Genomic DNA, 26171 nt, shown 5'->3' with positions numbered 1-26171 from the left:
CCGTCACGGCTTCGCCGCGCCACCTCCCCCTGGCAGGGGAGTATTGCCCGCCCTCAACTCGCGATGAAGCAGCTCTCGCCGGCGACCCGCAGCCGCCCGCAGATATCCGCCGCCTGGTTCGCGCTGCCGGCGTTCACCCGCAGCCGATATAGCGTCTTGCCACCGGTCGCGACCGGCTGCACCGATTGGCCGAGCGGCGCGAGATAAGCGAAGCGTTTAGAGAACCGTGTCCACGCCGCGGTCGCCGCCGCCTGGCTCGGGAAGGCACCCAGCTGCACCACCGCGCCGCCGCCGGTCGCCCCGATCGCCGCCGGGCGAGCCACCGTCACCGGAGCCGCCGCGACCAGCTTGCCACCCGATTTCGGCACCTGCGCCACCGCGTTGCGGCCGCCGTCGGGCATCGGCTTCGCGGCGGGGGCGATCCGCCGTCCTTCCACCGGGCGCTCGGGCACCGCCTGGAGATCGATCGATCCGTTGCCCGCCTTGCCCGCGCTCGTCGCGATCGCCGCCGCGCCTTCGCCCTCGACCTTCAGCCCGCCGGGCTCGTCGGGCTTGACCTTGTACGCCCCTGCAGGTGCCGCGATCAGTTGCCCGTCGCTGTCCGCGGGGCGCTGTTGCAGGCGATAGATCCCGAAGATGATCGCGGCGAGCACCACCAGCCCGAGCACGACGGCAGCGACGACCCGCCCGATCGACGGACCATCCTGCTCCTCCGGCTCGACGGTCTCCAGCCACGGCAGCCGGTCGTCTTCGCGCAGGTCCATCTCATGGGCCATCAGTTCATCTCCGCAACCGCCACCACCCCCATGATGGCGAGGCCGTTACGGATAATCTGTCCGATCGCTGCCGCCAAGGCGAGACGCGCACGGGTCGCGTCCGCATCATCGACCACCAGGAAGCGCCGGTCGGGCCGATCGTTGCCGACGTTCCACAGCGCGTGGAAGGCTGCGGCCAAGTCATAGAGATAGAACGCAATACGGTGCGGCTCGCGCGCCAGCGCCGCAGTTTCGATGGTCCGCGGAAACTGCGCCGCCAGCTTCACCAGCGCGAGCTCTTCCGTATCAAGACGGGACAGATCGGCGCTTCCCGCGGCGATCCCCGCCTCCGCCGCACGCCGGTGCAGCGACGCGATCCGCGCATGCGCATATTGCACGTAGAACACCGGATTGTCCTTCGACGCCTCCACCACCTTGGCAAAGTCGAAGTCCATCTGCGCGTCGGACCGCCGGGTCAGCATCGTGAACCGCACCACGTCCTTGCCGACCTCGCGCACCACGTCCGCCAGCGTCACGAAATTGCCCGACCGCTTGGACATCTTGACCGGCTCGCCGTCGCGCAGCAGCCGCACCATCTGCACCAACTTGACATCGAACCGGGTCTTGCCGCCGGTCAGCGCCGCCACCGCCGCGACGATCCGCTTCACCGTGCCGGCATGATCCGCGCCCCAGATGTCGATCAGCTGGTCCGCGCTCTGACTCTTCTGATAATGGTAGGCGAGATCGGCGCCGAAATAGGTCCATTGTCCGTTCGATTTCTTGATCGGCCGGTCCTGGTCGTCGCCGAATTGCGAGGACCGGAACAACGGCAGCTCGACCGGCTCCCAATCGTCCGCCATCTCGCCCTTCGGCGCCTCGAGCACCCCGTCATAGACCAGATCCCGCGCGCGCAGCTCGGCCTCCGCGGCCTCGGGCTTCCCCGCCGCCTGCAGTTCGGCCTCCGACGCGAACAGGTCGTGATGGATGCCGAGCAGGGCCAGGTCCTCGCGGATCATCACCAGCATCGCCGCGACTGCGCGGGTGCGGAACAGCACCAGCCACTCGCCGTCGGGCGCACCGACGAAGCGGTCGCCATACTCGACCGCGAGCGCCTGCCCGACCGGAATCAGATACTCGCCCGGATACAGCCCCTCGGGGATGGCGCCGACATCCTCGCCCAGCGCCTCGCGATACCGCAGGTGCGCCGACCGAGCGAGCGTATCGACCTGCCCCCCCGCATCGTTGACGTAATATTCCCGGATCACCTTGTGCCCGGCATACTCGAGCAAACTGGCGAGCGCGTCGCCGACCACCGCGCCGCGGCAATGCCCCATGTGCATCGGACCGGTCGGGTTGGCGGAGACATATTCGATGTTGACGGTGATGCCCTGCCCGGTGCTCGACCGGCCATAATCGTCGCCCGCCGCGGCGATCGCTTCCAGCTCGTCGCGCCAGCTCGCATCCGCCAGCCGCATGTTGATGAAGCCCGGCCCCGCCACCGACACCTCGGCGACCTCGTCGATCGCACCGAGCGCCGCGACTAGCGCATCCGCCAGCGCGCGCGGATTGGTCCGCGCCGGCTTGGCGAGCACCATCGCCGCGTTGGTGGCGAGATCGCCGTGGCTGGCGTCGCGCGGCGGCTCGACCGTGACGTTGCGCCGGTCGAGCCCCTCGGGCAGCGTCCCGGCGGCGACGAGGCGATCGAGCGCTGCATCGAGATGCGCGGCAAAGCGGGTATAGAGCGTCATGTTAATCGTCCGATTGGCAAGCCGCGGGCTCTAGCCCAGCTGAGAGCAGCACTCAAACAGCTGTTAGCGTGTCGCCGCGGCACGGCCTTGCGCGAAAAGCTTGGCGAACCCATCCTCGTCGCGCGCGCCGACCGCAAGGATCGGCCCGGTCAGATATCCCGGCGTGCCCGCAACCCCGATCGCCGCCGCCAGCTTTCGCGTCGCCATGAGCTGCGCCTCGATCGCCGCGGCATGCGTCGCCCGGTCCCGCACCACCCGCGCCCAGTCGCCGCCCACCGCCTCGACAGCCTCGCGCAGGACCGCCTCGTCGAGCGGCCGGCGCTCCGCCATCAGCCGACGGTGAAGCGCGGGATAGATACCTTGCCGATCCGCCGCGATCGCCACCCGCGCGGCATTCTCCGCGACCGGCCCGAAGATCGGATAGTCGCGGTAGATGGTACGGACATGCCCGTCCCGCGCGATCGCTGCCGCCATCGCCGGGTCGGCGGCGCGGCAGGCCGGACACAGATAGTCGGTGAACACCACCAGCGTCAGCGTCGGCGCTTCGACCTCGACACGCGGGGACGCAACATCGGCCAGCGCCCTCTGCACCGCGGCACGATCCGCGACATCGGTGCCTGCCGGACGCAACCGCTCGACGATCTGCCCGACTCCCCAGCCGAGCACGACCACCAGCAACAGCAGCAGCATGTGTCGGCGTGCCATCGTCGTCGCTCCCAACGAGCCGCCCCGTGCCGCCCGTCGCCTGCGCCTACCACGTGGCGAGAACGCCGGTCGATCCAACCGTCATTGCGTCTCACGCAATCACGAGAAATAAGTTTGCAATTGAAACCTATGTTGCGCTGCAATAGATGGTTGATCAGAGTTTCAGTATCATTCCTACACTGCAGCGGAGACCATCATGCGCAAGACCCTCACCATCGTTGCCGCAGTTGCTGCCGCTCTCACCTCGACCATCGGCATGGCCGCCGAGGGCCAGCAGCGCTTCACCCATGACGGCATGACCTATGTCTACACGTCGAAGCAGGACGGCAACCGCCAGATCATCGACGGCCGCCGCTTCCCCGCCGGCGCGGGCTTCCACCTCGTCGTCCGCAACAACCGCGTCTCGGGCGTATCGGGCGGCGTTCCCGTCGACTTCGCGCTGGACGAAGCCCGCGGCGCCAAGGGCGCCGTCGAAGTCGCCGCGCGTTAACCGAGCGGTGCACGTCACCTACTGTACCCCGGCGAAGGCCGGGGCCCAGTAGCGACGATCAGGCGGGTGAAGATAATCCGCCGCCACAAACCGCTTCCAACCTAGGCCCCGGCCTTCGCCGGGGAACAGCTCTAGGCAAGCTTCCGCCCGCCCCCTCAAAACCCTTCCGGCAGATCGATCGGTCCCACCAGCTCCCGAAACCGCGAGATCGCATAGCGATCCGTCATGCCCGCGATGAAGTCGGCGATATGTCGATCGCGCGCCGGCTCCCCCTCCGGCAGCCGCTCGCGCCACTCGCCCGACATCGCGCACGGATCCGCGCGATAGGCCGCGAACAGCCCGGTGACGATCCGCTGCGCCGCGGCCGCCGCCTCGAGCTGATGCGGGTGGTGATACAGGTTCGCGTACATGAAGCGCTTCAGGTCGCGTTCCTCTTCGCGCAGCTGCGCCGAGAACCCCGCCAGTGCGACCCCCGCCGCGCGCACCTCGTCGACGCTGCCGACGCCGGCGGCGAGCACCCGGGCGCGGGTTTCCTCGATCAGGTCGTTGACCATATACCCGATCTGCCCGCGCACCAGTTCACCCGCCAGCCGCGCGTCGGCGACGTCGGGGAACCGCGCGCGCGCCGCCGCCCAGTTGCGCGCGACGACCGGTACCTCCATCAACTGCGCCATCGTCAGCAGTCCGGCACGCAAGCCATCGTCGATGTCGTGATTGTCGTAGGCGATATCGTCCGCGATCGCCGCGACCTGCGCCTCCAGGCTCGGCCAGCTGGTCAGCGCCAGCGGAAACGGCGCGTCGGCCTCCGCCAGCGCCCAGCCCGGATGCCGGACCGGCCCGTTGTGCTTGGCCAGCCCCTCCAGCGTCTCCCAGGTCAGGTTGAGCCCGTCCCAGCGCGGATAGGGCCGCTCGATCGCGGTCAGCGCGCGCAGCGTGTGGCCGTTATGGTCGAACCCGCCCGCTCCCGCCATCGCCGCCTTCAGCGCATCCTCCCCGGCATGCCCGAACGGCGGGTGACCGATATCGTGCGCCAGGCACAGAGCCTCGGTCAGATCCTCGTTCAGCCCCAGCACTCGCGCGATCGTCCGCCCGATCTGCGCGACCTCCAGGCTGTGGGTCAGCCGCACCCGGAAATGATCGCCGTCGGGCGCCATGAACACCTGGGTCTTGTGGCGCAGCCGGCGGAAGCTGATCGAATGGATGATCCGGTCGCGGTCGCGCTGGAACGCGTCGCGCGGGCCACGTTCGGACCCGCTTTGTTCCTCGTGAAGCCGTCCTTTGCTGCGCGCCGGGTCCGAAGCCCAGAGCGCGCGGGCGCTCACTTGCCCGGCAGCCTCGTCACGGCCTGACCCTGGTCGCTCTCGAAGGTGAACGCCGACACCCCGCTCTTGCCGAGCTGGTTGACGAAGTTGCGCGCCTCGGCGTCGGTCTTGAAGGGTCCCGCCAGCACCCGGTTGGTCGCGCGCAGCGGCGTCGACCAGCCCTGCTTGCCCGCGAACACCTCCGGCGCCTTGGCCTTCACCGCACGCCATGCCTTGGGCAGATCGCCTTCATTAGCGCCGCCCGCGACCTGCACCCAGATCCGCGCCGGGTTCGCGCGCGCCGCCTTCTTTTCGGCGGCCTCCTCCTTGGCCTTGGCGTCGGCGAGCTTCTTCGCGGCGAGCGCCTTCTTGTCGGTCACCGCCTTCTTGTCGGCGAGCTTCTTGTCCGCCGCCTTCTTCTCGGCGAGCTTCAGCTCGGCCGCCTTCTTGTCGTCGAGCGCTTTCGCGGCGAGCGCACGTGCAGCCTCGTCACGCGCTTCCTTTGCGCGCGCTTCGGCGACGACCTGCGCAGCGCTAACCGGCGGCGGCGTCTTGCGCGGCGGCGTCGCCGGAATGAACGGCGCGACGTCGAGCTCCGACGCGGGGATCGACAGCCCCGCGATGATCCGCGCGAGGATCGAGTCCTCGCTGGTTCGCGACGCCTTGGCCGTGGTGACCGCTGCGGGCGCAGCCGGAACGGGTTCGGCCACCGTCGTTGCCGCCAGCGTCACCGGGGGCGTCGAGGCAGGCAATGGTGCCGACGCGGTCGTCACGCGTGTTGGCGTCGGGGCCGGCGCCAGGGTGGGCGTCGGCGTCGGAGCCACGCGCGGTTGCACCATCGTGGGGGCCGGCAGCGGCTGAACCGTCGCGACCTGAACCGGTGGCGTCGCTCGCGGCGTCGGCTGCACGCTCGCAACCTGCGTCGGTGCGACCGTCACCGGCGGCTGCGATGCGACCACCGTCGCCGGCTTGTTGCGCCCGCGCGTCTTGGTCTTCGGCACCGGCGCGGGCTGCGCGATCGCGACCTGGGTGAGCGTGCCCGGCTCGGGCGTCAGCACCGGGAGCCGCGGTGCCATGCCGCGATCCGCGATCCGCTCGGGCGTGGTGTGCACCTCGCCGAAATGCACCGCGAAGGCACGGTCGATCGCGGGCAGCGTCGGCAGCCGGTCGAAGAACGGCTGCAACCCCTGCGCCATTCCCGGCGGCAGTGTCGTCGTCGCGATCCGCGTCGCCTCCGGCCCCTTGCCGTTCATCGCCAGCACGAAGGCCCGCGCGCGCCAGGCGCCGCGATCCTGCTTGCGCAGCAGCGGATCGATCACCTCCAGTGCCTGCGCCTCGCGCCCCGAGATCCCGAGCGACAGCGCGTAGCGCCGCGCCGCCTCGTCGCGATCCTCCTGGTCGCCGAGCTGGCTCTTCAGCGCCACGCGGTATTCGCGCTGGGCGCGCTCCTGCTCGCCGATCAGGTCGTAGGCCAGCCCGCGATCAGACGCGATCCGCTGCGGATCGATGCCGTAGCTGTCGGCAAGCGCGAAATACCGCAACGCCTCGCCCGGCCGTTCGGAACGGACCAGGATCGATCCCATTCCGCCCTTCACCCGCGCCTGGCGCGCGTTGATCTTGTCGGCGCGCGCGAACAGCGCCGCCGCCGCGCTGAGATCGTCGAGCTCGAGCGATAATTCGCCCGCTGCGATCAACGCAGTCAGGTTGTTCGGATTCGCACCCAGCGAGCGCATCTGGTCCGCCAGCCGGTCCGCCGCGGTCGTGCCCGGCAATGGCTGCACCACCGCTTGGGCGAGCACCGGCTGATGGATCGTGGCAAGGCTGAGCAACAGGAGAATGGAGGCACGCATCAGACTGCGATCCCTAGAGCGCAACCGCGCCGATCGGCAATGCATAGAAACAGGCGGAGCGCCGGACGGGCCTGCGCCGACGACGAACGCCGGCGAGTGACTGCCTGAACGGCCAATTCTCCCTCGTACCCCGGCGAAGGCCGGGGCCCGGCGACCCAGGTCAGCGTAACGGCGGGCAGCCCGCCGTTACCTTCTATCCTCTACTAGGCCCCGGCCCCCGCCGGGGTAGAAAGGTTTAGAAGCAGGCGGCGACGCCGTGCCCCAACCTACTGGTTGTTCTGCCGATGCAGGAACCGCGGGATATCCAGCGGCTCCTTCGACTCGTCCTCGCTCTCGTCACGCGACGCACCCCGCGCCGCGTTCGACATCCGCTCGAACAGCGTGCCACCCAGTTTCACCCGCGGCTGCGCGGCAGGCTCGGCCTCGGCGGCCGGAACTTCGTTGCCGGGGCTAAGCCAGCGCCGGCGACCCGCGCCCTCTTCGCCCGCGGGCAGCGCCGCGGGCTCGGCCTTGCCGAACGGCTCGTCGGCGAAGGTGCGCGGCGGCTGCGACACGATCGTCTCGGCGCCGAGCACCAATTCCTCGTTCGCGGCATCCGCCGTTTCGGGCGCGGCATCGGCCTCGATCGCATCGCCGGCGGTCAGGTCGAGCGGCTCTTCCGCGGCGACCGGCTCGGGCTGCGGCGTCGGCTCTGCCGCCACCGGCGCTGCGGCGGCAGGTGCAGCCGCCTCGGTCGGGCGGAACGACACCGGCTCGTCGGTCTTGCGGCCCATGCCGAAGCTGAAGCTGCGCGATGTCTCGGGGGCCGGGATCGGCGTGCTCGCGCGCGCATCCGCATCGATACCGGTGGCGACAACCGAGACGCGGATCTTGCCCTCCAGCTCGGGATTGAACGCCGAACCCCAGATGATGTTGGCGTCGGGATCGACCAGGTCGCGGATGTGGTTGGCGGCCTCGTCGACCTCCAGCAGGCGCATGTCGTCGCCGCCGGTTATCGAGATGATCACGCCCTTGGCGCCCTGCATCGACACGCCGTCGAGCAGCGGGTTGGCGATCGCCTTCTGCGCGGCTTCCAGCGCGCGGTTGTCGCCGCTCGCCTCGCCGGTGCCCATCATCGCCTTGCCCATCTCCTGCATCACCGACCGGACGTCGGCGAAGTCGAGGTTGATCAGGCCCGGCATCACCATCAGGTCGGTGATCCCGCGGACGCCCTGCTGCAGCACCTCGTCCGCCATCGCGAACGCTTCCTTGAAAGTGGTGTTGGCGTTGGCGATCAGGAACAGATTCTGGTTAGGGATGACGATCAGCGTATCGACGTACTTCTGCAGTTCCTCGATGCCGCCTTCCGCGCTCTTGGCGCGGCGGTTGCCCTCGAACGCGAACGGTTTGGTGACGACGCCGACCGTCAGGATGCCCATGTCGCGCGCCGCCTTGGCGATGACCGGGGCGGCACCGGTGCCGGTGCCCCCGCCCATGCCCGCGGCGATGAACACCATGTGCGCGCCTTCCAGCTGCTTGGCGAGGCTGTCGATCGTCTCTTCGGCGGCGGCGCGGCCGATCTCGGGGCGGCTGCCGGCGCCGAGCCCCTGCGTGATCTTGGTGCCCAGCTGGATCCGCTGCGGTGCGGTCGATTGCTTCAGCGCCTGCGCGTCGGTGTTCGCGACCAGGAAGTCGACGCCCTGCACATCGGCGCGCATCATGTTGGCGATCGCGTTGCCGCCGGCGCCGCCGACCCCGATCACCGCGATCCGCGGCGTGAGTTCGTCCACTTCGGGGGTAATGAATTCGATGCTCATGCCTTAGTCTCCGCCCCTCCCGGGGATAAGCTCCGGGGCCCGCTGTTAACCGTCTGCCCGAACCTTCTGTGCCGTGCCAGCCAAAACGTTCACTAGTGCCGCAAAGCGTCAATAATTCGCGCGTGCCGCCTGGATCAACTTGCGAACCATGCCGATCCCGCGCTGCCGGTGCACCGTCTGCTGGGGTGCGACCGCGCGAAGATCGATCGGGTCGGTCGCTGCGTAGAAGGCGAGACCCGCTAGCGTCGCGAAGGCGGGGCCGCCATGCGCTTCCGGCAGGGCGGTCAATCCGCGCGGTCGCCCGATCCGCACCGACCGCCCGAGCGCCTGCTGCGCATAGTCGGCGATCCCGTTCAGCTCGGCGCCACCGCCGGTCAGCACCACTTGCCGCCCGACCGGCCCTTCGAACTTCAGCTTGGCGAGCGCCTGGCGGATCTCGCCCATCTGGTGCTCCAGCCGCTGGCGGACCACCCCGATCAGCGCCGCCTTGGTGATCTGCGCGCCCTCGCTCGCCCCGTCCTCCGCGGCGATCGGCATCACCGGGATCATGTCGTGATTGTCGCGCGGCGATGCGTTGGCGGAGCCGTGGACGCACTTCATCCGCTCGGCATGCTGGCGCTGGGTGCCGAACGCCGAGGCGATGTCGTCGGTGATGTCCGCAGCGCCCATCGCGATTGAGGTCAGCCCGACCAGCATCCCGCCCGCGAACAGCGACACGTTGGTGATCCCCGCGCCCAGTTCGACCAGCGCCACCCCGAGCTCGCGCTCCTCCTCGCTCAGGCAGGCGAGCCCGGTCGCGACCGGCGACGCGATGATCGATTTGACCTCCAGATGTGCGGACCGGACGCACAGGTCGAGGTTGCGGACCGGCGACCCGTCCGCGGCAACGACGTGGATATGGACGCCCAGCCGGTCGGCATGCAGCCCCAGCGGCTTCTTGACCCCGGTCAGCCCGTCGAGCGTGTACAGCGCGGGCTGCGCATGCAGCACCATCCGCCCCTGGGGATCGATCGAATTGCGGCCCGCCGCCAGCAGCGCGTCGATGTCGCCTTGCTCGACGCGGTGGCCGCCCAGCTCGAATTCGACCTCCGCTACGTCGCTGACCAGCCCGCCCGCGGAGAAGCCGACCCAGACGTTCTCGATATTGATCCCGGCGATGCGTTCGGCCTGCTCGACCGCCTCGCGCACCGCGGCCTCGGTCGCCGCCATGTCGGCAATATAACCGCGCTTGACCCCGCGACTTTCGCGCTGCCCGGTGCCGAGCACGATCAGCTCGCCGCCATCGCCTTTTTGCGCGATCATCGCCGACACCTTGGACGACCCGATGTCGAGTGCGGTGATCAACCCTTCCGGTGCAGCCTTGGCCATCGAATCTTCCCCCGCATCAATATCATGCCCGGACTTGACGTCCGCCCCGTCACCATTCGTCCCTTAGTACGAATCGCTCACCCTTCGCCACCTGCTTGACCCGATTCCGCGGTCATCGACGGTGCCGTCGATGTTTCCTCGTCGGGAACCGCATGCGCCATGCTCGCGCCGGGCTTGCGCGCGACCAGCTTGCTCGGATCGCGCATGTCGAACCGGATCCAGCCGCGCCCCAGCAGCGGCCGGGCGCCGTCCATCTCGGCGAACTTCAGCAGCGCCGCGGGCGCGCCGTCCTCGGGCAGCGCCAGCGTCTCCCCGCTCTCGAAGGTCAGGTCCCAGCGCCGGTTGCCGATCCACGTCGCCGCCTTCACCCGCGGCTTCAACGCCGGGGCCGCCGCCAGCAGCGTCTGGTACGCCGCCTCCTGCCGGTCCGCGCCCGGCCCGATCACCAGCGGCAGATCGGGGATCGCCGCCGGGTCGACCGGCTCCAGCAGCACCCCCGACGCATCGATCAGCGTCAGCCGGCCGCTGTCCTGCCACACCGCCGCCGGCGTCCGCTCGACGATGTCGACCAGCAGCGTATCCGGCAGCCGACGCGATACGTGCGCGTCCGCGATCCAGCCATAGCGCAGCAGCTTCTCGCGCACCGCATCGAGATCGACCAGCGGCATCGCCCGCGATTGCTGGTCGAGTGCCACCGCATAGACCGACATCCGGTCCATCCGCTTCAGCCCCGTAACCTCGATCTGCTCGACCCGGAAACCTGCGCGCCCCGCCCCCTCGGCGATTGCGTTGCCGATCATCCCGGGCACCCCGATCCAGCTCGCGACGACCAGCGCCACGACGCCGCCCGCGCCGGTGATCGTCCAGGTGGCTATCCGCCGCAGCATCGCCTCGCTGACCGGCAGCGCGCCGATCATCCGGTCGAGCCGCGAGACCTTCTTCACCGCCTGCTTGCGGCGCTGGGTCGGCCGCTTGGGCGGCGCGCCGCCGCGCTTGATCGTCTTGGTCACGGCGCCGGGTCCCCGTCCACGGCCGCGCCGATCGCCTCGTCGACGATCGCCTGGACCAGCGCGGGATAGCTCATCCCGACATGCCGCGCCTGTTCGGGCACCAGGCTCAGCGGCGTCATGCCCGGCTGGGTGTTGACCTCCAGCAGGAACAGCCCGTCGACCCCGCGCTCGTCGTCCCAGCGGAAGTCTGACCGCGACGCGCCCTTGCACCCCAGCAGGCGGTGCGCCTCCAGCGCCAGCGACTTGCACGCTTCGGCGATCTCGTCGGGGATCTGCGCGGGAAAGACATGCTCGGTCATGCCGTCGGTGTATTTGGCGTCATAGTCGTACCAGCCGCTCTTCGGCTTCAGCTCGGTGACGCCCAGCGCCCGCGTACCCAGCACCGCCGTCGTCAGTTCGCGTCCGCGGATATAGGGCTCGGCCAGCAGCTCGTCGAACTCCTGCCAGGGCCCGATCACGTCGCGGCCGATCGGGTTGCCGTAATTGCCGCCCTCGGTGACGATCGCGACCCCGACCGACGACCCTTCGTTGACCGGCTTCAATACATAGGGCCGCTGCAGCGGATCGGCCTGATGGATGTCCGCCGACTTGACGATCCGCCCGCCCGGCATCGGGATCCCGTGCGGCACTAACACCTGCTTGGTCAGCACCTTGTCGATCGCGATCACCGAGGTCGCGAGGCCCGAATGCGTATAGCGCAGCCCCATCAGGTCGAGCAGCCCCTGCACGCTGCCGTCCTCGCCCGGGGTGCCGTGCAGCGCGTTGAACACCAGATCCGGCCGCGCCTCCGCCAGCCGCGCGGCGACGTCGCGATCCATGTCGATCCGCGTCACCCGGTGCCCGAGCGATTCCAGCGCGTCGGCCACTCCCGCCCCCGACATCAGCGACACCTCCCGCTCCGCCGACCAGCCACCCATCAATACGGCGATATGGAGCGAGGTCACGCCATCACCCCCACCCGCTGGATTTCCCATTCCAGCGTCACGCCCGACTGCGCCTTCACCTTGTCCCGCACCTCTTCGCCCAACGCCTCGATCTCCGCGCTGCTCGCCGACCCCAGGTTGAGCAGGAAATTACAGTGCTTCTCGCTGACCTGCGCATCGCCACGCCGCAGCCCGCGGCATCCCGCCGCGTCGATCAGCGACCATGCCTTGTGCCCCGGCGGGTTCTTGAAGGTCGATCCCCCGGTCCGCGATCGCAGCGGCTGCGAGGCCTCGCGCTCGGCGGCGATCCGATCCATCTCGGCGCCGATGACCGCGGACTCGCCCGGCGTCCCCGCGAACACCGCCTCGACCACCACCGCACCCGCGGGCAGATCCGAATGGCGATAGGTATAGCCCAGCCGCGCCGCGGGCCAGGTCTCGACCGTCCCGTCGCGCAGCACCAGCGTGACCTCGACCAGGATGTCGCTGGTGTCGCGACCATAGGCGCCCGCATTCATCCGCACAGCACCGCCGACCGTCCCCGGGATGCCGCGCAGGAATTCGAGCCCCGCAACCCCCGCATCGCGCGCCGCCGACGCGACGCTGATCCCCATCGCCCCGCCGCCCGCACGCACGCAGCCGTCCTCGACCGACACCTTCGCCATCGCCTTGGGCAGCCGCACCACCACCCCCGGCACCCCGCCGTCGCGCACGATCAGGTTCGATCCGACCCCGATCGGCAACACCGGCACCACCGGGTCGAGGTCGCGGAGAAAGGCAGCAAGGTCCTCGATATCGGCCGGACGCAGCAATAATTCCGCCGGGCCACCCGTGCGGAACCAGATGAAGTCGGCGAGCGATCCGCCTGGCTCAGTCGTGCCGCGCACCCTCTGTTGTGCTCCCGCGAAGGCGGGAGCCCAGTTCTGGGTCCCCGCTTTGGCGGGAACACAAGGCAACAGATCACTCACCGCCGCGCCTCGATCGCGTCCGCCAGGCCGGCCGCCCATTTGGTGATGTCACCCGCGCCCAGGCACACCACCATGTCGCCCGCCTCGACCGTCGTCGCGAGTTCGTCCGCCAGCGCGTCGGCATCCGCCACCACCGCGACCGAGCGATGCCCGCGCCGTTTCAGCCCGTCGACGAGCGCACCCGCGTCGACCCCCTCGATCGGCATCTCGCCCGCCGCATAGACCGGCGTCACCAGCACCCGGTCGGCGTCGTTGAACGCGGTCTGGAACTCTTCCATCAGATTGCCGAGCCGAGTGAAGCGGTGCGGCTGCACCACCGCGATCACCCGCCCGCGCACGCCTTCGCGCGCCGCCGCCAGCACCGCGCGGATCTCCACCGGATGGTGCCCGTAATCGTCGATGATCGTCGCGACGCCGCCGTCCACCGCGACCTCGCCGACCTTGGTGAATCGCCGCTTGACCCCGCCGAACTTCGCGAAGCCCTGCTGGATCGTGGCGTCGTCGATCCCCAGCTCCAGCGCCACCCCGATCGCGGCGAGCGCATTCTCGACATTGTGGCGACCCGGCATCGGCAGCTCGATCCCCTCGATCGACCGCGTGCTGCCGTCGCGACCGCGGATGATCGCCTCGAACCGGTTGCCGCCCGGGAACGGCACCAGGTTGACCCCGCGCACGTCCGCCTGCGCGGAAAAGCCATAGGTCACCACGCGGCGGTCGCGCACCCGCGACAGGATGTTCTGCACCTCGGGATGATCGAGGCACAGCAGTGCCGCGCCGTAGAAGGGTACGTTTTCGATGAACGCGACGAACGCGTCCTTCACCGCCTCGAACGATCCGTAATGGTCGAGATGCTCGGGATCGATGTTGGTGACGACCGCGATCGTGCCGTCGAGCCGCAGGAAGCTGCCGTCGCTCTCGTCGGCCTCGACCACCATCCAGTCCGACGCGCCGAGCCGCGCGTTGGACCCGTAGCTGTTGATGATCCCGCCATTGATCACGGTCGGATCGACTCCGCCGGCGTCGAGCAGCGCCGCGACCATCGACGTCGTCGTGGTCTTGCCGTGCGTTCCGGCCACCGCGACGGTCGACTTCAGCCGCATCAGTTCGGCCAGCATCTCCGCCCGCCGCACCACCGGGATGCGCCGTTCCAGCGCCGCCTCGACCTCGGGATTGGAGCGCGTGATCGCCGTCGACGTCACCACCACCGCGGCATCGCCCAGATTGTCGGCGCGGTGTCCGATCGCGACCGCGATCCCCTTCGCGCGCAGCCCCTGCACGACATAGCCCTCGGCGACGTCGGATCCCTGCACGCTGTAGCCGAGGTTCTTCATCACCTCGGCGATGCCCGACATGCCGATCCCGCCGATCCCGACGAAGTGGATCGTGCCGATATCGGTCGCCACCCCCTTCATGAGTTCACTCCTCCCCGGCACGGGGAGGGGGACCGCGACCGCAGGTCGGGGTGGAGGGGGTTCTCCACGAACGCTACCTTCTGCGGCGAGCCCCCTCCACCATTCGCTGCGCGAACGGTCCCCCTCCCCGTGCCGGGAAGGAGTGAGTGGATCCTCATCATGCGAACGCCGCCTTCTTCTGCGGGATACCCACCGGCAACCGCGCGAGCGGCGCGTCGAGGCTCTCGACCAGATCGGCGAGGTCGCCGACCGCATCCGGACGCCCGACGCTCTTCGCGCGCCCCGCCGCATTCTCCAGCGCCGCAGGGTCGAGCCCCAGCTTCTGCATCTGCTTGGCGAGCTCGATCGCGGTGAAGTCGCCCTGCGCGATCGTCCGCGCGCCGCCCGCCTTGGTGATCTCGCGCGCGTTGGCGGTCTGGTGATCGTCGGTCGCACTGGGTAGCGGCACCAGGATCGCCGGCCGGCCCGCGGCGGTCAGCTCTGCGATCGTCGACGCGCCCGCCCGCGCGATCACCAGATGCGCCCAGCCGAGCTGTTCGGGCAGGTCGGGCAGATAGGTGGCGAGATCGGCCGCGATCTGATGCCGCGCGTAACTGGCGCGGCAGGTGTCGATATCCTCGACCCGCGCCTGGTGCGTCACCTGCAATCGCCGCCGGAACGACACCGGCAGCATCGCGAGGCCGTCGGGCACCACCTGCGACAACACGCTCGCGCCCTGGCTGCCCCCGGTGACCAGCACCCGGAAGATGCCGTCCTCTTCCAGCAGCGGAAACGGCCTGGCGCGGAGCCGCAACACCGCCTCCCGCACCGGATTGCCGACCAGATGCGTCCGGTCCGCGAGCTTCGCCGCAAGCCGCTCGGTCTGCGCATAGGATGTCGCGATCGCGTCCACCCGGCGCGACACCAGCCGGTTGACCCGCCCAAGGACCGCATTCTGTTCGTGCACCGCGGTCGGGATCCGCTCCGCGAACGCCGCCAGCAGCGCGGGCAGCGCTGGGTAGCCGCCGAAGCCGATCACCGCGGCGGGCTTGAAGTTGCGGTACAACTCGCGCGCCATCGCCCGGCCGCGCGCCATTTGACGCACCGCGCCGAACCAGCCCTGCGGCCGCTTCACCTGGAACCGGCCCGCGGGCAGCACATGGGTCTGCACCCCGTCGAACAGCCCCGGAAACCGCACCCCGCGCGCATCGCTGACCAGCGCCACGCGGTGCCCGCGCCGCATCAGTTCCTCGGCCAGTGCCGCTGCGGGCACCATGTGCCCCCCGGTGCCGCCCGCCGCCAGGACGTAATGCTTGCCCATCACCCGCCCCATTTCACGACCCCCACTTCACGACATAGGGGGATCGCGTCAGGAACGGGTTGCGCCGCGTGAACGCCAGCAGCAGCCCCATGCCGATCGACAGCGCGATCATCGACGATCCGCCATAGCTGATGAAGGGCAGCGTCATGCCCTTGGACGGCGCGAGCCCGGTGTTGACCGCCATCGACACCAGCGCCTGCGCGCCGAACTGCACCGCCAGCCCCGACGCGGCGAGCAGCTTGAACTCGTCCTGCTCGTCGAGCAGCTTGACGAACACCCGCACGACGATCGCCAGGAACACCAGCGCGATGATCGAACACGCGATCAGCCCGAACTCCTCGCCGATGACCGAGAAGATATAGTCGGTATGCGCCTCGGGCAGTCCGAACTTCGCGGTGCCGCCCCCGGGGCCCGTCCCGGTCCAGCCGCCCGCGGTCAGCGTCGAATGCGCGGCGTTGGTCTGGAAGTGATCGCCCGCGCCTTCGCCGTCCACACCCGGAAACAGGAATGCGTCGATCCGCCGCCGCGCGACCCCGTAGAACATGTACGCCGCGACCAGCCCTGCGGGCACCATCGCGACCAGCCCGACCAGCACCCGCGTCGGCGTACCCGCGATCATCAGCAGCGCCATCCATACCGTGCAGAAGATGATCGTCTGGCCGAAATCGGGCTGCAGCATCAGCATGCCGCCGACCATCGCGGTCATGCCGCCCGTGATCAGCACCGTCGGCAGCTCCTGCTCCTTCGATTTGAGCGACAGCACCCAGGCCACCGCGACGATGAACAGCGGCTTCAGGAACTCGGACGGCTGGAACTGCGCGAAGCTGACCCCCAGCCAGCGCCGCGCGCCGTTGACCTCGACTCCCACGAACGGCGTCGCCGCCAGCATCACCGCGAACAGCGCCGCGCCGATCAGCGCGAAGCGTCGCGCAGTCGCGACCGGCAGCATCGACACCCCGAACAGCACCGGCAACGACACTCCGACCCACATCAGCTGGCGCCAGAAATAGTAAAGCGGGGCGATCTTGTGGTGCTCGCCCGAATAGCGGACCGCACTGGCCGGCGACGCCGCGGCGACCGCGATCAGCCCGATCGCGATCAGGAACAGCGTCAGCAGCAGGAGCATCCGGTCGATGTCCCAGAACCAGGTGCCGAGCGCCGACCGGTCGCCGCGCCCGCCGCGCCGCTTCACCTTGGCGATCAGTCCGGCATTGCGGACGTCGGTCATCTAAGCGCCTCCACCGCCGCGCGAAATGCGGCCCCGCGCTCCTCATAGTCGCGATATTGATCGAAGCTAGCACAAGCCGGCGACAGCAGCACGACATCGCCGGCGACTGCGTTCCGCGCGGCCCGTGCGATCGCGACGTCGAGCGTCCCCGCCTCTTCGACCGGCACCTTGCCACCCAGCACCGCCGCGAACCGCGCCCCGGCCTCGCCGATCGTATAGGCGCGCACGACGTTGCCGAAATGCGGCGCGCACGCGTCGAGATCGTCGCCCTTGGCCTTGCCGCCGAGGATCCAGTGGATCTGTGGGTAGGCGGCGAGCGCGGGCGCGGTGCTGTCCGGATTGGTCGCCTTGCTGTCGTTGACGTAAGCGACCCCGCCGATCGTCGCGACCCGCTCCATCCGGTGCGGCAGCCCCGCGAAGCTCGCCAGCCCACGATCGATCGCCGCCTCGTCCAGCCCCAGCGCCTTCGCCACCGCGATCGCCGCCAGCGCGTTCTGCGCATTGTGCGGGCCCTGCAACGCCGGCCAGCGCGACTGATCGAGGCACACCCCCGGCGCGATCTTGGTCAGATGCTCGCCCCGCGCCGACAGGCTGCGCGCGATCGCGGCGCTCGGCGCGTCACCGATCGCGATCACCGCCTCCCGGGTCGGTGACTGCATCGCGAACAGCCGCGCCTTGGACGCGGCATAGGCGTCGAACCCGTCATAGCGGTCTAGGTGATCGGGCGTCACGTTCAGCAGCACCGCAACGTCGCAGTCGAGCGTCTCGGTCAGGTCGATCTGGTAGCTCGACAGCTCCAGCACATAGACGCCGCCGTTGGGCAGCGGCGCCTGCGCGAGGATCGGTAACCCGATATTCCCTCCCATCAACGTCGGCACGCCCGCGGTCTCCAGCAGGTGATGGACCAGCGCGGTCGTCGTCGACTTGCCGTTGGTGCCGGTGATTCCGACCACCTTGTGCGCCGGCAGGCCGACCCGCGCCTGCGCAAACAGCTCGATGTCGCCGACGATCGGAACGCCGGCCACCCAGGCCTCTTCCGCCAGCACATGCGTATTCAACGGCACCCCAGGTGACACGACCAGCGCGTCATACCCGCCAAGGTCGCCGAACTCAGCCACCAGCAAATCCTCCCCGGCACGGGGAGGGGGACCATCCGCAGGATGGTGGAGGGGGCCGTCCACGAGCGCGTCGCCCGGAGGAGAACCCCCTCCACCAGCTTCGCTGGCCCCCCTCCCCGCTCCGGAGAGGATCGCAGCACGCCTCGCCTCATCGCTATCCCAGGCCACCACCCCGGCACCCGCCGCAAGCAGCGCCCGCACCGTCGCCGCACCCGACCGCGCCAGCCCGAGCACCGCGTACCGCTTGCCCGCCCAGTCGCGCGCCGTGATCACCGCAGCTTCAACGTCGACAGGCCGGCCAGCGCCAGCACCAGCGCGATGATCCAGAACCGGATCACTACGGTCGGTTCGCTCCAGCCGAGCTGTTCGAAATGGTGGTGGATCGGCGCCATCCGGAACACCCGTTTGCCGGTGCGCTTGTAGAAGAACACCTGGATGATCACCGACAGCGCCTCGACCACGAACAGACCGCCGATGATCCCCAGCACGATCTCGTGATGCGCGACCACCGCGATCGTCCCCAGCGCGCCGCCGAGCGCGAGGCTGCCGGTGTCACCCATGAACACCGCCGCTGGGGGCGCGTTGAACCACAGGAAGGCGAGCCCCGCCCCCACCACCGCGCCGCAGAAGATCGCCAGTTCGCCCGCGCGCGGCACGTGCGGGATGCCCAGATAATCGGCGAACTTCACGTTCCCCGCGAGATAGACGATGACCATGAACGCGACGCTGGCGATGATCACCGGCATCGTCGCCAGCCCGTCCAGCCCGTCGGTCAGGTTCACTGCATTGCCGAACGCCACGATCGTGAAGGCGGCGAACACCGGATAGAACCAGCCCAGATCCAGATACAGCCGCTGGGTGAACGGAAAATACAGATGCGGCCCGTTCTGCGACATGATGATCGTCGCCGCGATCCCCGCGATCGCGAATTCCAGCAGCAGCCGGACCCGCCCCGAAACCCCCGCGCTGCTCGCTTTGCGCACCTTGTCGTAATCGTCGAGGAACCCGATCGCGCCGAACCCCAGCGTCACGAACAGACACGCCCAGACATAGGGATTGGACAGGTCCATCCAGATCAGGATCGCCAGGCTCATGCTGGTCAGGATCATCAGCCCGCCCATCGTCGGCGTCCCGCGCTTGGCTAGGTGGGTCTGCGGTCCGTCGGCCCGGATCGGCTGGCCCTTGCCCTGGCGCAGCCGCAGCCAGCCGATAAAGCGAGGGCCGATGATCAGCCCGATCATCAGCGCGGTCGCGACCGCCGCGCCGGTGCGGAACGACTGGTAGCGGATGAGGTTGAGCAATCCCTGGAAGCCCAGATGCTCGGCGATCCAGTACAGCATCTACGTCTTTCTGCCCCCGAGCCGTGCGATCAGGCGCGACAGGCCAATTCCGTTAGAACCCTTGACGAGCACCGCGTCGCCCGGCGCCAGCACCGTATCAATCCGGTCGAGCGCCGCCGCGGCATCGGGCACATGGACGACATCGATCCGTCCCTCAAGCCTTTCGGCCAGCACGCCCATCGCTTCACCGACCAGCAGCACCGAATCGACGCGTGCCGCCATGATCGGCTCGGCCAGTGCGGCGTGATAGTCGGCGGACGCGGTGCCGAGTTCGAGCATGTCGCCCAGCACCGCGACGTGCCGGCCTTTCTCCTCCGCGAGCACGCTCAACGTCGCGCGCATCGCCAGCGGGCTGGCATTGTAACTCTCGTCGATCACCAGCGCCTCGCCGCCCGCGACCTTCGCGATGAACCGCGCGCCGCGCCCCGCGAGCCCGCCGAGCTCCGCCAGCGCGAGCCCCGCCAGCCCGAGATCGGCACCCGCCGCATCCACCGCCGCCAGCACCGCCAACGCGTTCGACACCCAGTGCGCACCGGGCTGTCCCAGCGTGAACGACAGCTCGCGCTCGCGCACTCGTGCGGTGACGTAGCTGCCGCCGGTCTGCACCCGCATCACCTCGACGGCACGGACATCGGCATCCTTACCGGTCCCGAACGTCACCACCTGCGCCGCGTTCGCCAGCGCCGCCGCGGTCAGCCGGTCGCGATGTACACTGTCGGCAGGCACGATTGCGGTGCCGCCGGGCTCCAGCCCCTGGAAGATCTCCGCCTTGGCGTCTGCGATGGCAGTCTCGTCGGCAAAGAATTCCATGTGCACCGGCGCGATCGCGGTCACCACCGCGATGTGCGGCCGGACCATCCGGGTCAGCGCCGCCAGCTCGCCGGCGTGGTTCATCCCCATCTCGAACACCGCAAAGCGCGCATCCCGCGGCATCCGCGCCAGGCTCAGCGGCACGCCGACATGGTTGTTGTAGCTCTTGACGGACCGGTGGACCGCTCCCGGCCGCCCGCGATCGAGCGCCGCGAATAGCGCCTCCTTGGCACTGGTCTTGCCCACCGACCCGGTGACCCCGACGATAGTCGCCCCCGACCGCGCCCGGCTTGCGACCCCGAGCGCATCGAGCGCCGCGGCGGTGTCCGCGACCAGCACATGCGGCTCCGCGATGCGCTGCGATACGATCGCCCCCACCGCCCCTTGCGCGAACGACTGCTCAACAAACCGATGCCCGTCGGTCCTCTCCCCGGTCAACGCGACGAACAGATCGCCCGGCCCGACCTCGCGGCTTTGGAACGCCACGCCCTCGACGGCGAAATCACCCGACGCGCGGCCACCGGTAGCATCCGCGATCTCCGCAGAGGTCCAGAGACTCACCAATTCCTCCCCGGCACGGGGAGGGGGACCGCGCTCGCAGAGCGCGGTGGAGGGGGGGAGCCCCTAACGGAACGGCCGTGACCAGAACAACGTGAACGCAAGCGGAAAGCCCCCTCCACCACCCGGCGATGCCGGGCGGTTCCCCTCCCCGTGCCGGGGAGGATTAGGCAGGCACTCACGCCACGCACTCCCGCGCGACCGCGACGTCGTCGAACGGCAGCACCAGGTCGCCCACGATCTGCCCCTGTTCGTGGCCCTTGCCCGCGATCAGCACGATGTCCTGCGTCCCCGCCCCGCGCACCGCGGCGGCGATCGCCTCGCGCCGGTCGCCGATCTCCATCGCCGCCTTGGCACCCTTCAGGATGTCGGCGCGGATCGCCGCGGGATCCTCGCTGCGCGGGTTGTCGTCGGTGACGATCACCCGGTCCGCCTGCGTCACCGCGACCTGACCCATCGCCTCGCGCTTGCCGCGATCGCGGTCGCCGCCGGCACCGAACACCACGATCAGCCGCCCAGACGCGTGCGGCTTCAGCGCTGCGATCGCCGCCTCCAGCGCATCCGGCGTGTGCGCGTAATCGACATAGACCGGCGCCCCGGTGCGCGTGATCACCGCGCGTTCCAGCCGCCCGCGCACCGGCTGCAACCGCGACAGCGCCTGCAACGTCGTGGTCAGCTCGCCCCCGGTCGCGATCACCAGCCCCGCCGCGACCAGCGCGTTGGCCGCCTGATAAGCCCCGATCAGCGACAGCTGCACCTGGTGGTTCTTGCCCCCCGCCTCGATCGTCAGACCCTGCCCCAGCAGCGTCGGGTCGCGGCGCACCAGCCGCAGCGTCTCGCCGCGCTCGCCGATCGTGATAAGCTTGTTGCCGCGCGCCCGCGCCAGGTCGATCACCCGCGCCGCCTCGCGATCGTCGGCCCACACCACCGCGGTGCCGTCCGCGCCGAGCACCTCGGAGAACAGCCGCAGCTTGGCGGTCAGGTAGGCCGCCATGTCGCCATGATAGTCGAGATGGTCGCGGCTGAGGTTGGTGAACGCCGCCGCGGACACGCTCAGCCCCTCGGTGCGGTATTGCGACAATCCGTGGCTCGATGCTTCGAACGCGACATGGGTCACCCCCTCGCGCGCCAGCCCGGCGACGTTGGAGAGGAAGGTGACGACGTCGGGTGTCGTCAGCCCGGTGCTGACGCGATCGTCGGCGGTGGTGACGCCCAGCGTCCCGATCGACGCCGCGTGATGCCCCGCCATTCGCCAGATCTGCCGCGTCATTTCGACGCAAGACGTCTTGCCGTTGGTCCCGGTAACCGCAACGACGGTGCCGGGGAAGGGCGCAAAATAGGCGGAGGCAAGTCGCGCGAACCGCTCGCGCGGGTTGGCGTCGGCGATATAGGCCGCACCCTCGATCGCCAGCCCCGGCCGCGCGACGATCGCGATCGCGCCCGACCGGATCGCATCCGCGATGTAATCCTCGCCGTTGACCCGCGCGCCCTCGAATGCGCCGAAGATCGTGCCCGGCGCGACCTTGCGGTGATCGATCGCGAAGCCGGTGATCACCGCATCTTCGCTGCCGCCGGTCAGCGCACCCAGCTTCATCGCCCGATCCTCATCGGTCGCCGCTCACTGGCCGGTCGGCGGTCTGGTCGGATCCTGCCATAGCGTCGGCAGGATGTCGGACACGTCGACATCGCGCTGTTCGTCCGGCACCACCCCAAGCATCGCGCCCACTCGCGAGATCGTGCGTCCGACGACCGGCGCGGCGTTGTAGGCTGCGGTCTTCCACCCACCGGTCTCCTTGGTTCCGAGCGGCGAATCGAGCATCGCCAGCACCACATAGCGCGGCGCGTCCATCGGGAACGCCGCGGCGAAGGTAGCGACGTTACGCGACCGGTCGTAGCCGCCCGCGATCGCGGCTTCAGCGGTCCCGGTCTTGCCGCCGACCCGGTAGCCCGGCGCGTTACCCTTGCGGCCGGTGCCGCGCATCACGATCAGCCGCAGCATCTGCCGCATCCGCGCGCTGGTCTGCTCGCTGATCACGCGACGGCCGGCGGGCGCATGGCCGGGAGCGACCTTCAGCAGCGTCGCCGGCCGCCAGGTGCCGCCGTTGACCAGCGCGGCATAGGCGTTGGCGAGGTGCAGCGGGGTCACCGCGATGCCGTGGCCATAGGCGGTCGTCATCGTCGTCGTCCGCGCCCAATAGGTCGGCATCAGCGGCCGGCCCTTCTCGCGCAGTTCGATGTCGGGCTTGGTGTCGAAGCCCAGCTTGCGGAACATCGCCTGCATCCGCTGCGGGCCGATCTCGTCGGCGACGCGCGCGGTCGCGATGTTCGACGAATAGATCAGCGTCTCGGCCATGTTCAGCCAGCGCTTGGGATCGCCGCGCTCGTCGTGGATCGTATAGCCGCCGACCTTCAGCGGGTGGGTCGCATCGAAGCGCCGCGCCATCGAGGTGACGACACCGGTGTCCATCGCGGTCGCCATCGTGATCGGCTTGAAGGTCGATCCCAGCTCGAAGACGCTCTGCGTGGTGATGTTGCGCAGTTCCTCGCTGCCCGCCATCCCGACCCGGTTGGGGTTGAAGGTCGGCAGCGAGACCATCGCGATGACCTCGCCGGTATGGACGTCGAGCACGATGCCGCCGGCGCCGCGTGCGGAGAAGGTGCCCATCGCCCGCCCGAGTTCGCTTTCCAGCGCCGCCTGGACGCGGACGTCGAGCGACAGCGCCACCGGCTTGCCCGCCTGGGTCGGGTCGAGCAATTGCTGGTCGAGCACGCGCTCCATCCCGCTCATGCCGTGGCCGTCGGTGGACAGGAAGCCGAGCGCATGCGCCGCCAGCGTCGATTGCGGGTAGAGCCGCTGGGTCTCGCGCGCGAACACGATCGCGGGCTCGCCGATCGCATTGACCTGCTCGACCAGCGCGGGCGACGCGCGGCGCTGCAGATAGGCGAAGTTCACCTTGCGGGTCAGCAGGTCGTAATAATGCGCCTGGTCGCCGCCTTCCGGCATCAGCGCCGCGAGCCGCGCTGCGATGTCCATCGGGTCGCCGATCAGCTTCTTGGGGTGGATCGCGATCGTCCAGCTGTCGATCGTCCGCGCCAGCGGCGCGCCATTGCGATCGACGATGTCCCCGCGCGAGGCGAGCGTCGCGATCCGCGTGGTCGCCTCGGCGCCGGAGGTGATCGCGAGCATGCCGAGCCGCATGATCACCAGCAGAACCGCCGCCGCGAACAGCAGCATCAACATCATTAGGCGCGTGTGCGCCGTCGCGACCAGCGCATAGCGCTGGCCTGCGGTCCGCCGCGTCGGCACCGGGCGGGCCACCAGCACGGTCACCGCAGGCGAGCCTCGCTGCGTGCGTTCTTCAGGATGTCGCCCAGCGTGTTGTCCGACAGCAGCTTGCGGTCGAGCATCGCGACCGCCTGCGGCCGCACCTTGGCGACCGCATCACGACCGCGGGTCGCATCGTTGAGCTTGGCGATCATCGGCGCGCTCTTCTCGACCGCGGCGATCTTGAACACCGCGGGCTTGGCGAGCGGCATCGCCGCGGCGACCTGGACGATCTGCGGCGTCGCCGCCTGCGCCGGGGCTGGCGTCGCGGCGGGGACGGCAGTCGACAGCGAGGGCACCACCAGCGCTGCGGTCTGCACGCCCGGCTGGCCGGGCAACGCGACCTGGTTGACGTCGATCGACGCCAGCGCGGATTCGTTTGGGACGAACTGCGCCGCGGTCGGCGACGCCAAAGCCAGCGTGTCGCCGTTCCACTTCTCCAGCTGCGCCAGGTTCGCGCGCGTCTCGAATTCGGTTTCCAGCGCGCGGATGTCGCGCTCGGCGAGATGGATGCGGCCGTTGAGCACGTCGAGCTTCTTGCGCTCGGAGGCGACCTGCAGCGAGATCAGGTAGAATCCGAGCACGATCGCGACGCACGCCGCGAACCACCCGATCCCCTTGAAACGATACGCCGCCGTCATGCCCTTGCCTCCTGATGCCAAGCGGGCGCCGCCGTCCGCTCTGCCGTTCGTAATGTCGCCGATCGTGCCCGCGGGTTGCGCGCCACTTCCGCCTCGCCCGCGCGGACGCCCCGACCGACCTTCGCGAAGCTCGGCTGGGTGGCGACGCCCGCCTGGGGCAGATGGCGTGATCCGCCGGGCGTCGCGCCCGATCGTTCGCGCAGGAACCGCTTGACCATCCGGTCTTCGAGGCTGTGGAACGTCACCACCGCCAGCCGGCCGCCCGGCTTCAGGATCCGTTCCGCGGCCGCCAGCCCGTCGGCGAGTTCGCCCAGCTCGCGGTTCACATGGATGCGGATCGCCTGGAACGCGCGGGTCGCCGGGTCCTTCTTGTCATGCGGCTTGTGTCCCAGCGCCTTGCGCACCACCCGCGCCAGCTCGCCGGTGCGGGTCAGCGGGCGCGCGGCGACGATCGCGCGCGCGACGCGGCGCGACTTGGGCTCGTCGCCGTAATGATAGAGCACGTCGGCGATCTCGGCCTCGTCGGCCTCGTTGACGAAATCGGCAGCGCTGAGCCCTTCCTGGCTCATCCGCATGTCGAGCGGCCCGTCCGCCTGGAACGAAAAGCCGCGGCCCGCCTGGTCGAGCTGCATCGACGATACCCCGATGTCCATCGTCACGCCGTCGACCGGCGCCTCCACGACCCGGTCCATCGTCGAGAACTCGGCCTGGATCAGCGTCATGCCCTCGTCCGCCGCCGCCCGTCCGGCGGCGATCGCGTCGGGATCGCGGTCGAGAGCGATCACCCGCGCGCCACGCGACAACAGCGCGCGGGTGTAGCCGCCGGCGCCGAAAGTCGCGTCGATCATCACCGCGCCCGCGACCGGCGCCAGGGCCGCGACGACCTCGTCGAGCAGCACTGGGATGTGGGGCGCATCGATCGGGAAGGGGCTCACAGCGCTATCCCCTTTTCCTGGCAGAAGAAGCGGCACGCCGCCGCCATCCGGGAATCCTTCGCCTGGGTCGCGAGCAGCGTCTTCGGGTCCCAGATCTCGATCGTGTCGAACATGCCCCAGAAGAACGCGTGCTCGCCGATGCCGGCATGGAACCGCGGGTAGCCGGGCATGATGAAGCGCCCCGACCCGTCGAACGGCACCGCTTCGCCGTTGGCGCCGTTGCGCATGATGTTCGGGTCGACCTTGCCGTCCTCCCCGCGCGACAGTTCCAACCGGTGCTTCAGCTCGGCCTTGAGCGTCGCGACATAGGCGGGGTCGTACGCGACCAGGCAGGGCTGGTCCTCGTGCGCGGCGATGACGATGGTGCCGCCGTCCTTGCCATCGGCGCGCGGGCTGTTCTGAGCGAGCGTGGCGCGAAGCGCGTTCGGTATGGCGACCCGACCCTTGTCGTCGACAAGAGCGATACCGCTACCCTGATAGTCGCCCCTTTCCGTCACGCCGTACCTCGCCCGCGGCACGCACGATCATCCGCTTCGAACCACGACCATCGTCGCGATCCGACCCTTGCTCACGCAAACGGTAGAACGTGC

General features: G+C 69.5%; 22 protein-coding genes. 1 reads left to right on the top strand and 21 read right to left on the bottom strand.

Going from position 1 to position 26171, the window contains the following annotated elements; translation table 11 throughout:
- Positions 1-53: 53 nt before the first annotated feature.
- From ACT009_RS16025 to ACT009_RS16015, 3 genes are all read right to left on the bottom strand, one after another.
- The gene (locus ACT009_RS16025; protein WP_445192051.1) at positions 54-776 is read right to left on the bottom strand and encodes an SPOR domain-containing protein; all 723 of its coding nucleotides are present in this window, start codon (positions 774-776) and stop codon (positions 54-56) included.
- Positions 776-2503, bottom strand: a complete 1728-nt coding sequence (argS, locus tag ACT009_RS16020) for an arginine--tRNA ligase (RefSeq protein ID WP_445192050.1) — start codon at positions 2501-2503, stop codon at positions 776-778. Before argS ends, ACT009_RS16025 begins: the two co-directional genes overlap by 1 nt.
- 63 nt (positions 2504-2566) lie before the next feature.
- Positions 2567-3208 carry a DsbA family protein gene (locus ACT009_RS16015; protein WP_445192049.1) on the bottom strand — a complete coding sequence of 214 codons (642 nt, stop codon included), beginning with the start codon at positions 3206-3208 and terminating at the stop codon, positions 2567-2569.
- A gap of 196 nt (positions 3209-3404) precedes the next feature.
- Here ACT009_RS16015 and ACT009_RS16010 point away from each other — a divergent pair, with 196 nt between their 5' ends.
- Positions 3405-3698, top strand: a complete 294-nt coding sequence (locus ACT009_RS16010; protein WP_445192048.1) for a hypothetical protein — start codon at positions 3405-3407, stop codon at positions 3696-3698.
- Between the two features lie 155 nt (positions 3699-3853).
- Here ACT009_RS16010 and ACT009_RS16005 read toward each other — a convergent pair whose 3' ends face one another.
- The 18 genes from ACT009_RS16005 to ACT009_RS15920 all read right to left on the bottom strand — a co-directional run bounded on the left by ACT009_RS16005 (position 3854) and on the right by ACT009_RS15920 (position 26078).
- The gene (locus tag ACT009_RS16005; protein WP_445192047.1) at positions 3854-5020 is read right to left on the bottom strand and encodes a deoxyguanosinetriphosphate triphosphohydrolase; all 1167 of its coding nucleotides are present in this window, start codon (positions 5018-5020) and stop codon (positions 3854-3856) included.
- A complete protein-coding gene (locus tag ACT009_RS16000) occupies positions 5017-6849 on the bottom strand; it encodes an SPOR domain-containing protein (RefSeq protein ID WP_445192046.1) in 1833 nt (610 codons plus the stop codon). Before ACT009_RS16000 ends, ACT009_RS16005 begins: the two co-directional genes overlap by 4 nt.
- Before the next feature lie 266 nt (positions 6850-7115).
- Positions 7116-8645 carry a cell division protein FtsZ gene (gene ftsZ / locus ACT009_RS15995; RefSeq protein ID WP_445192045.1) on the bottom strand — a complete coding sequence of 510 codons (1530 nt, stop codon included), beginning with the start codon at positions 8643-8645 and terminating at the stop codon, positions 7116-7118.
- Positions 8646-8753: 108 nt separating this feature from the next.
- On the bottom strand, positions 8754-10013 hold the full coding sequence (gene ftsA, locus ACT009_RS15990) for a cell division protein FtsA (RefSeq protein WP_375421708.1): 1260 nt from the start codon (positions 10011-10013) through the stop codon (positions 8754-8756).
- 77 nt (positions 10014-10090) lie between these two features.
- Positions 10091-11023 (bottom strand): cell division protein FtsQ/DivIB, encoded by a 933-nt coding sequence (locus ACT009_RS15985; protein WP_445192044.1) that lies wholly within the window; start codon positions 11021-11023, stop codon positions 10091-10093.
- A complete protein-coding gene (locus ACT009_RS15980; protein WP_445192043.1) occupies positions 11020-11967 on the bottom strand; it encodes a D-alanine--D-alanine ligase in 948 nt (315 codons plus the stop codon). The genes ACT009_RS15985 and ACT009_RS15980 overlap by 4 nt, the downstream gene beginning before the upstream one ends.
- A complete protein-coding gene (murB, locus tag ACT009_RS15975) occupies positions 11964-12833 on the bottom strand; it encodes a UDP-N-acetylmuramate dehydrogenase (protein ID WP_445192042.1) in 870 nt (289 codons plus the stop codon). The genes ACT009_RS15980 and murB overlap by 4 nt, the downstream gene beginning before the upstream one ends.
- Positions 12834-12910: 77 nt before the next feature.
- Positions 12911-14326, bottom strand: coding sequence for a UDP-N-acetylmuramate--L-alanine ligase (murC, locus tag ACT009_RS15970; protein WP_445192041.1), 1416 nt, complete (start codon positions 14324-14326; stop codon positions 12911-12913).
- A 157-nt stretch (positions 14327-14483) separates the two neighbouring features.
- Positions 14484-15638: an undecaprenyldiphospho-muramoylpentapeptide beta-N-acetylglucosaminyltransferase gene (gene murG, locus ACT009_RS15965; RefSeq protein WP_445192040.1), complete on the bottom strand. Its 1155-nt coding sequence runs from the start codon at positions 15636-15638 to the stop codon at positions 14484-14486.
- A 1-nt stretch (position 15639) separates the two neighbouring features.
- Positions 15640-16854 (bottom strand): FtsW/RodA/SpoVE family cell cycle protein, encoded by a 1215-nt coding sequence (locus tag ACT009_RS15960; protein WP_445192039.1) that lies wholly within the window; start codon positions 16852-16854, stop codon positions 15640-15642.
- Positions 16851-18245, bottom strand: a complete 1395-nt coding sequence (murD, locus tag ACT009_RS15955) for a UDP-N-acetylmuramoyl-L-alanine--D-glutamate ligase (protein WP_445192038.1) — start codon at positions 18243-18245, stop codon at positions 16851-16853. Before murD ends, ACT009_RS15960 begins: the two co-directional genes overlap by 4 nt.
- Positions 18242-19312: a phospho-N-acetylmuramoyl-pentapeptide-transferase gene (gene mraY / locus ACT009_RS15950; RefSeq protein WP_445192037.1), complete on the bottom strand. Its 1071-nt coding sequence runs from the start codon at positions 19310-19312 to the stop codon at positions 18242-18244. Before mraY ends, murD begins: the two co-directional genes overlap by 4 nt.
- Positions 19313-20683 carry a UDP-N-acetylmuramoyl-tripeptide--D-alanyl-D-alanine ligase gene (locus ACT009_RS15945; protein ID WP_445192036.1) on the bottom strand — a complete coding sequence of 457 codons (1371 nt, stop codon included), beginning with the start codon at positions 20681-20683 and terminating at the stop codon, positions 19313-19315.
- 175 nt (positions 20684-20858) lie between these two features.
- Positions 20859-22274, bottom strand: coding sequence for a UDP-N-acetylmuramoyl-L-alanyl-D-glutamate--2,6-diaminopimelate ligase (locus ACT009_RS15940; RefSeq protein WP_445192035.1), 1416 nt, complete (start codon positions 22272-22274; stop codon positions 20859-20861).
- 24 nt (positions 22275-22298) lie between these two features.
- Complete coding sequence (locus ACT009_RS15935; protein WP_445192034.1) at positions 22299-24011, bottom strand: peptidoglycan D,D-transpeptidase FtsI family protein; 1713 nt, start codon at positions 24009-24011, stop codon at positions 22299-22301.
- The gene (locus tag ACT009_RS15930; RefSeq protein ID WP_445192033.1) at positions 24008-24646 is read right to left on the bottom strand and encodes a hypothetical protein; all 639 of its coding nucleotides are present in this window, start codon (positions 24644-24646) and stop codon (positions 24008-24010) included. Before ACT009_RS15930 ends, ACT009_RS15935 begins: the two co-directional genes overlap by 4 nt.
- Complete coding sequence (rsmH, locus tag ACT009_RS15925) at positions 24643-25581, bottom strand: 16S rRNA (cytosine(1402)-N(4))-methyltransferase RsmH (RefSeq protein WP_445192032.1); 939 nt, start codon at positions 25579-25581, stop codon at positions 24643-24645. The genes ACT009_RS15930 and rsmH overlap by 4 nt, the downstream gene beginning before the upstream one ends.
- Entirely contained in the window at positions 25578-26078 is a 501-nt protein-coding gene (locus ACT009_RS15920) for a division/cell wall cluster transcriptional repressor MraZ (RefSeq protein ID WP_375421721.1), read from the bottom strand. Before ACT009_RS15920 ends, rsmH begins: the two co-directional genes overlap by 4 nt.
- Between the last annotated feature and the right edge of the window lie 93 nt (positions 26079-26171).

The sequence above is a fragment of the Sphingomonas sp. Tas61C01 genome, from assembly GCF_052567495.1.
Note: the sequence above shows the minus strand (reverse complement) of the source record. Positions and strands in the feature narration are given on the sequence as shown.

Bases quoted from the DNA above. Each gene is read 5' to 3' on its own strand.
- ACT009_RS16025 (WP_445192051.1), bottom strand. From the start codon at position 776: ATGGCCCATGAGATGGACCTGCGCGAAGACGACCGGCTGCCGTGGCTG.
- argS (WP_445192050.1), bottom strand. From the start codon at position 2,503: ATGACGCTCTATACCCGCTTTGCCGCGCATCTCGATGCAGCGCTCGAT.
- ACT009_RS16015 (WP_445192049.1), bottom strand. From the start codon at position 3,208: ATGGCACGCCGACACATGCTGCTGCTGTTGCTGGTGGTCGTGCTCGGC.
- ACT009_RS16010 (WP_445192048.1), top strand. From the start codon at position 3,405: ATGCGCAAGACCCTCACCATCGTTGCCGCAGTTGCTGCCGCTCTCACC.
- ACT009_RS16000 (WP_445192046.1), bottom strand. From the start codon at position 6,849: ATGCGTGCCTCCATTCTCCTGTTGCTCAGCCTTGCCACGATCCATCAG.
- ftsZ (WP_445192045.1), bottom strand. From the start codon at position 8,645: ATGAGCATCGAATTCATTACCCCCGAAGTGGACGAACTCACGCCGCGG.
- ftsA (WP_375421708.1), bottom strand. From the start codon at position 10,013: ATGGCCAAGGCTGCACCGGAAGGGTTGATCACCGCACTCGACATCGGG.
- murC (WP_445192041.1), bottom strand. From the start codon at position 14,326: ATGAAGGGGGTGGCGACCGATATCGGCACGATCCACTTCGTCGGGATC.
- murG (WP_445192040.1), bottom strand. From the start codon at position 15,638: ATGGGGCGGGTGATGGGCAAGCATTACGTCCTGGCGGCGGGCGGCACC.
- ACT009_RS15960 (WP_445192039.1), bottom strand. From the start codon at position 16,854: ATGACCGACGTCCGCAATGCCGGACTGATCGCCAAGGTGAAGCGGCGC.
- mraY (WP_445192037.1), bottom strand. From the start codon at position 19,312: ATGCTGTACTGGATCGCCGAGCATCTGGGCTTCCAGGGATTGCTCAAC.
- ACT009_RS15940 (WP_445192035.1), bottom strand. From the start codon at position 22,274: ATGAAGCTGGGTGCGCTGACCGGCGGCAGCGAAGATGCGGTGATCACC.
- ACT009_RS15930 (WP_445192033.1), bottom strand. From the start codon at position 24,646: ATGACGGCGGCGTATCGTTTCAAGGGGATCGGGTGGTTCGCGGCGTGC.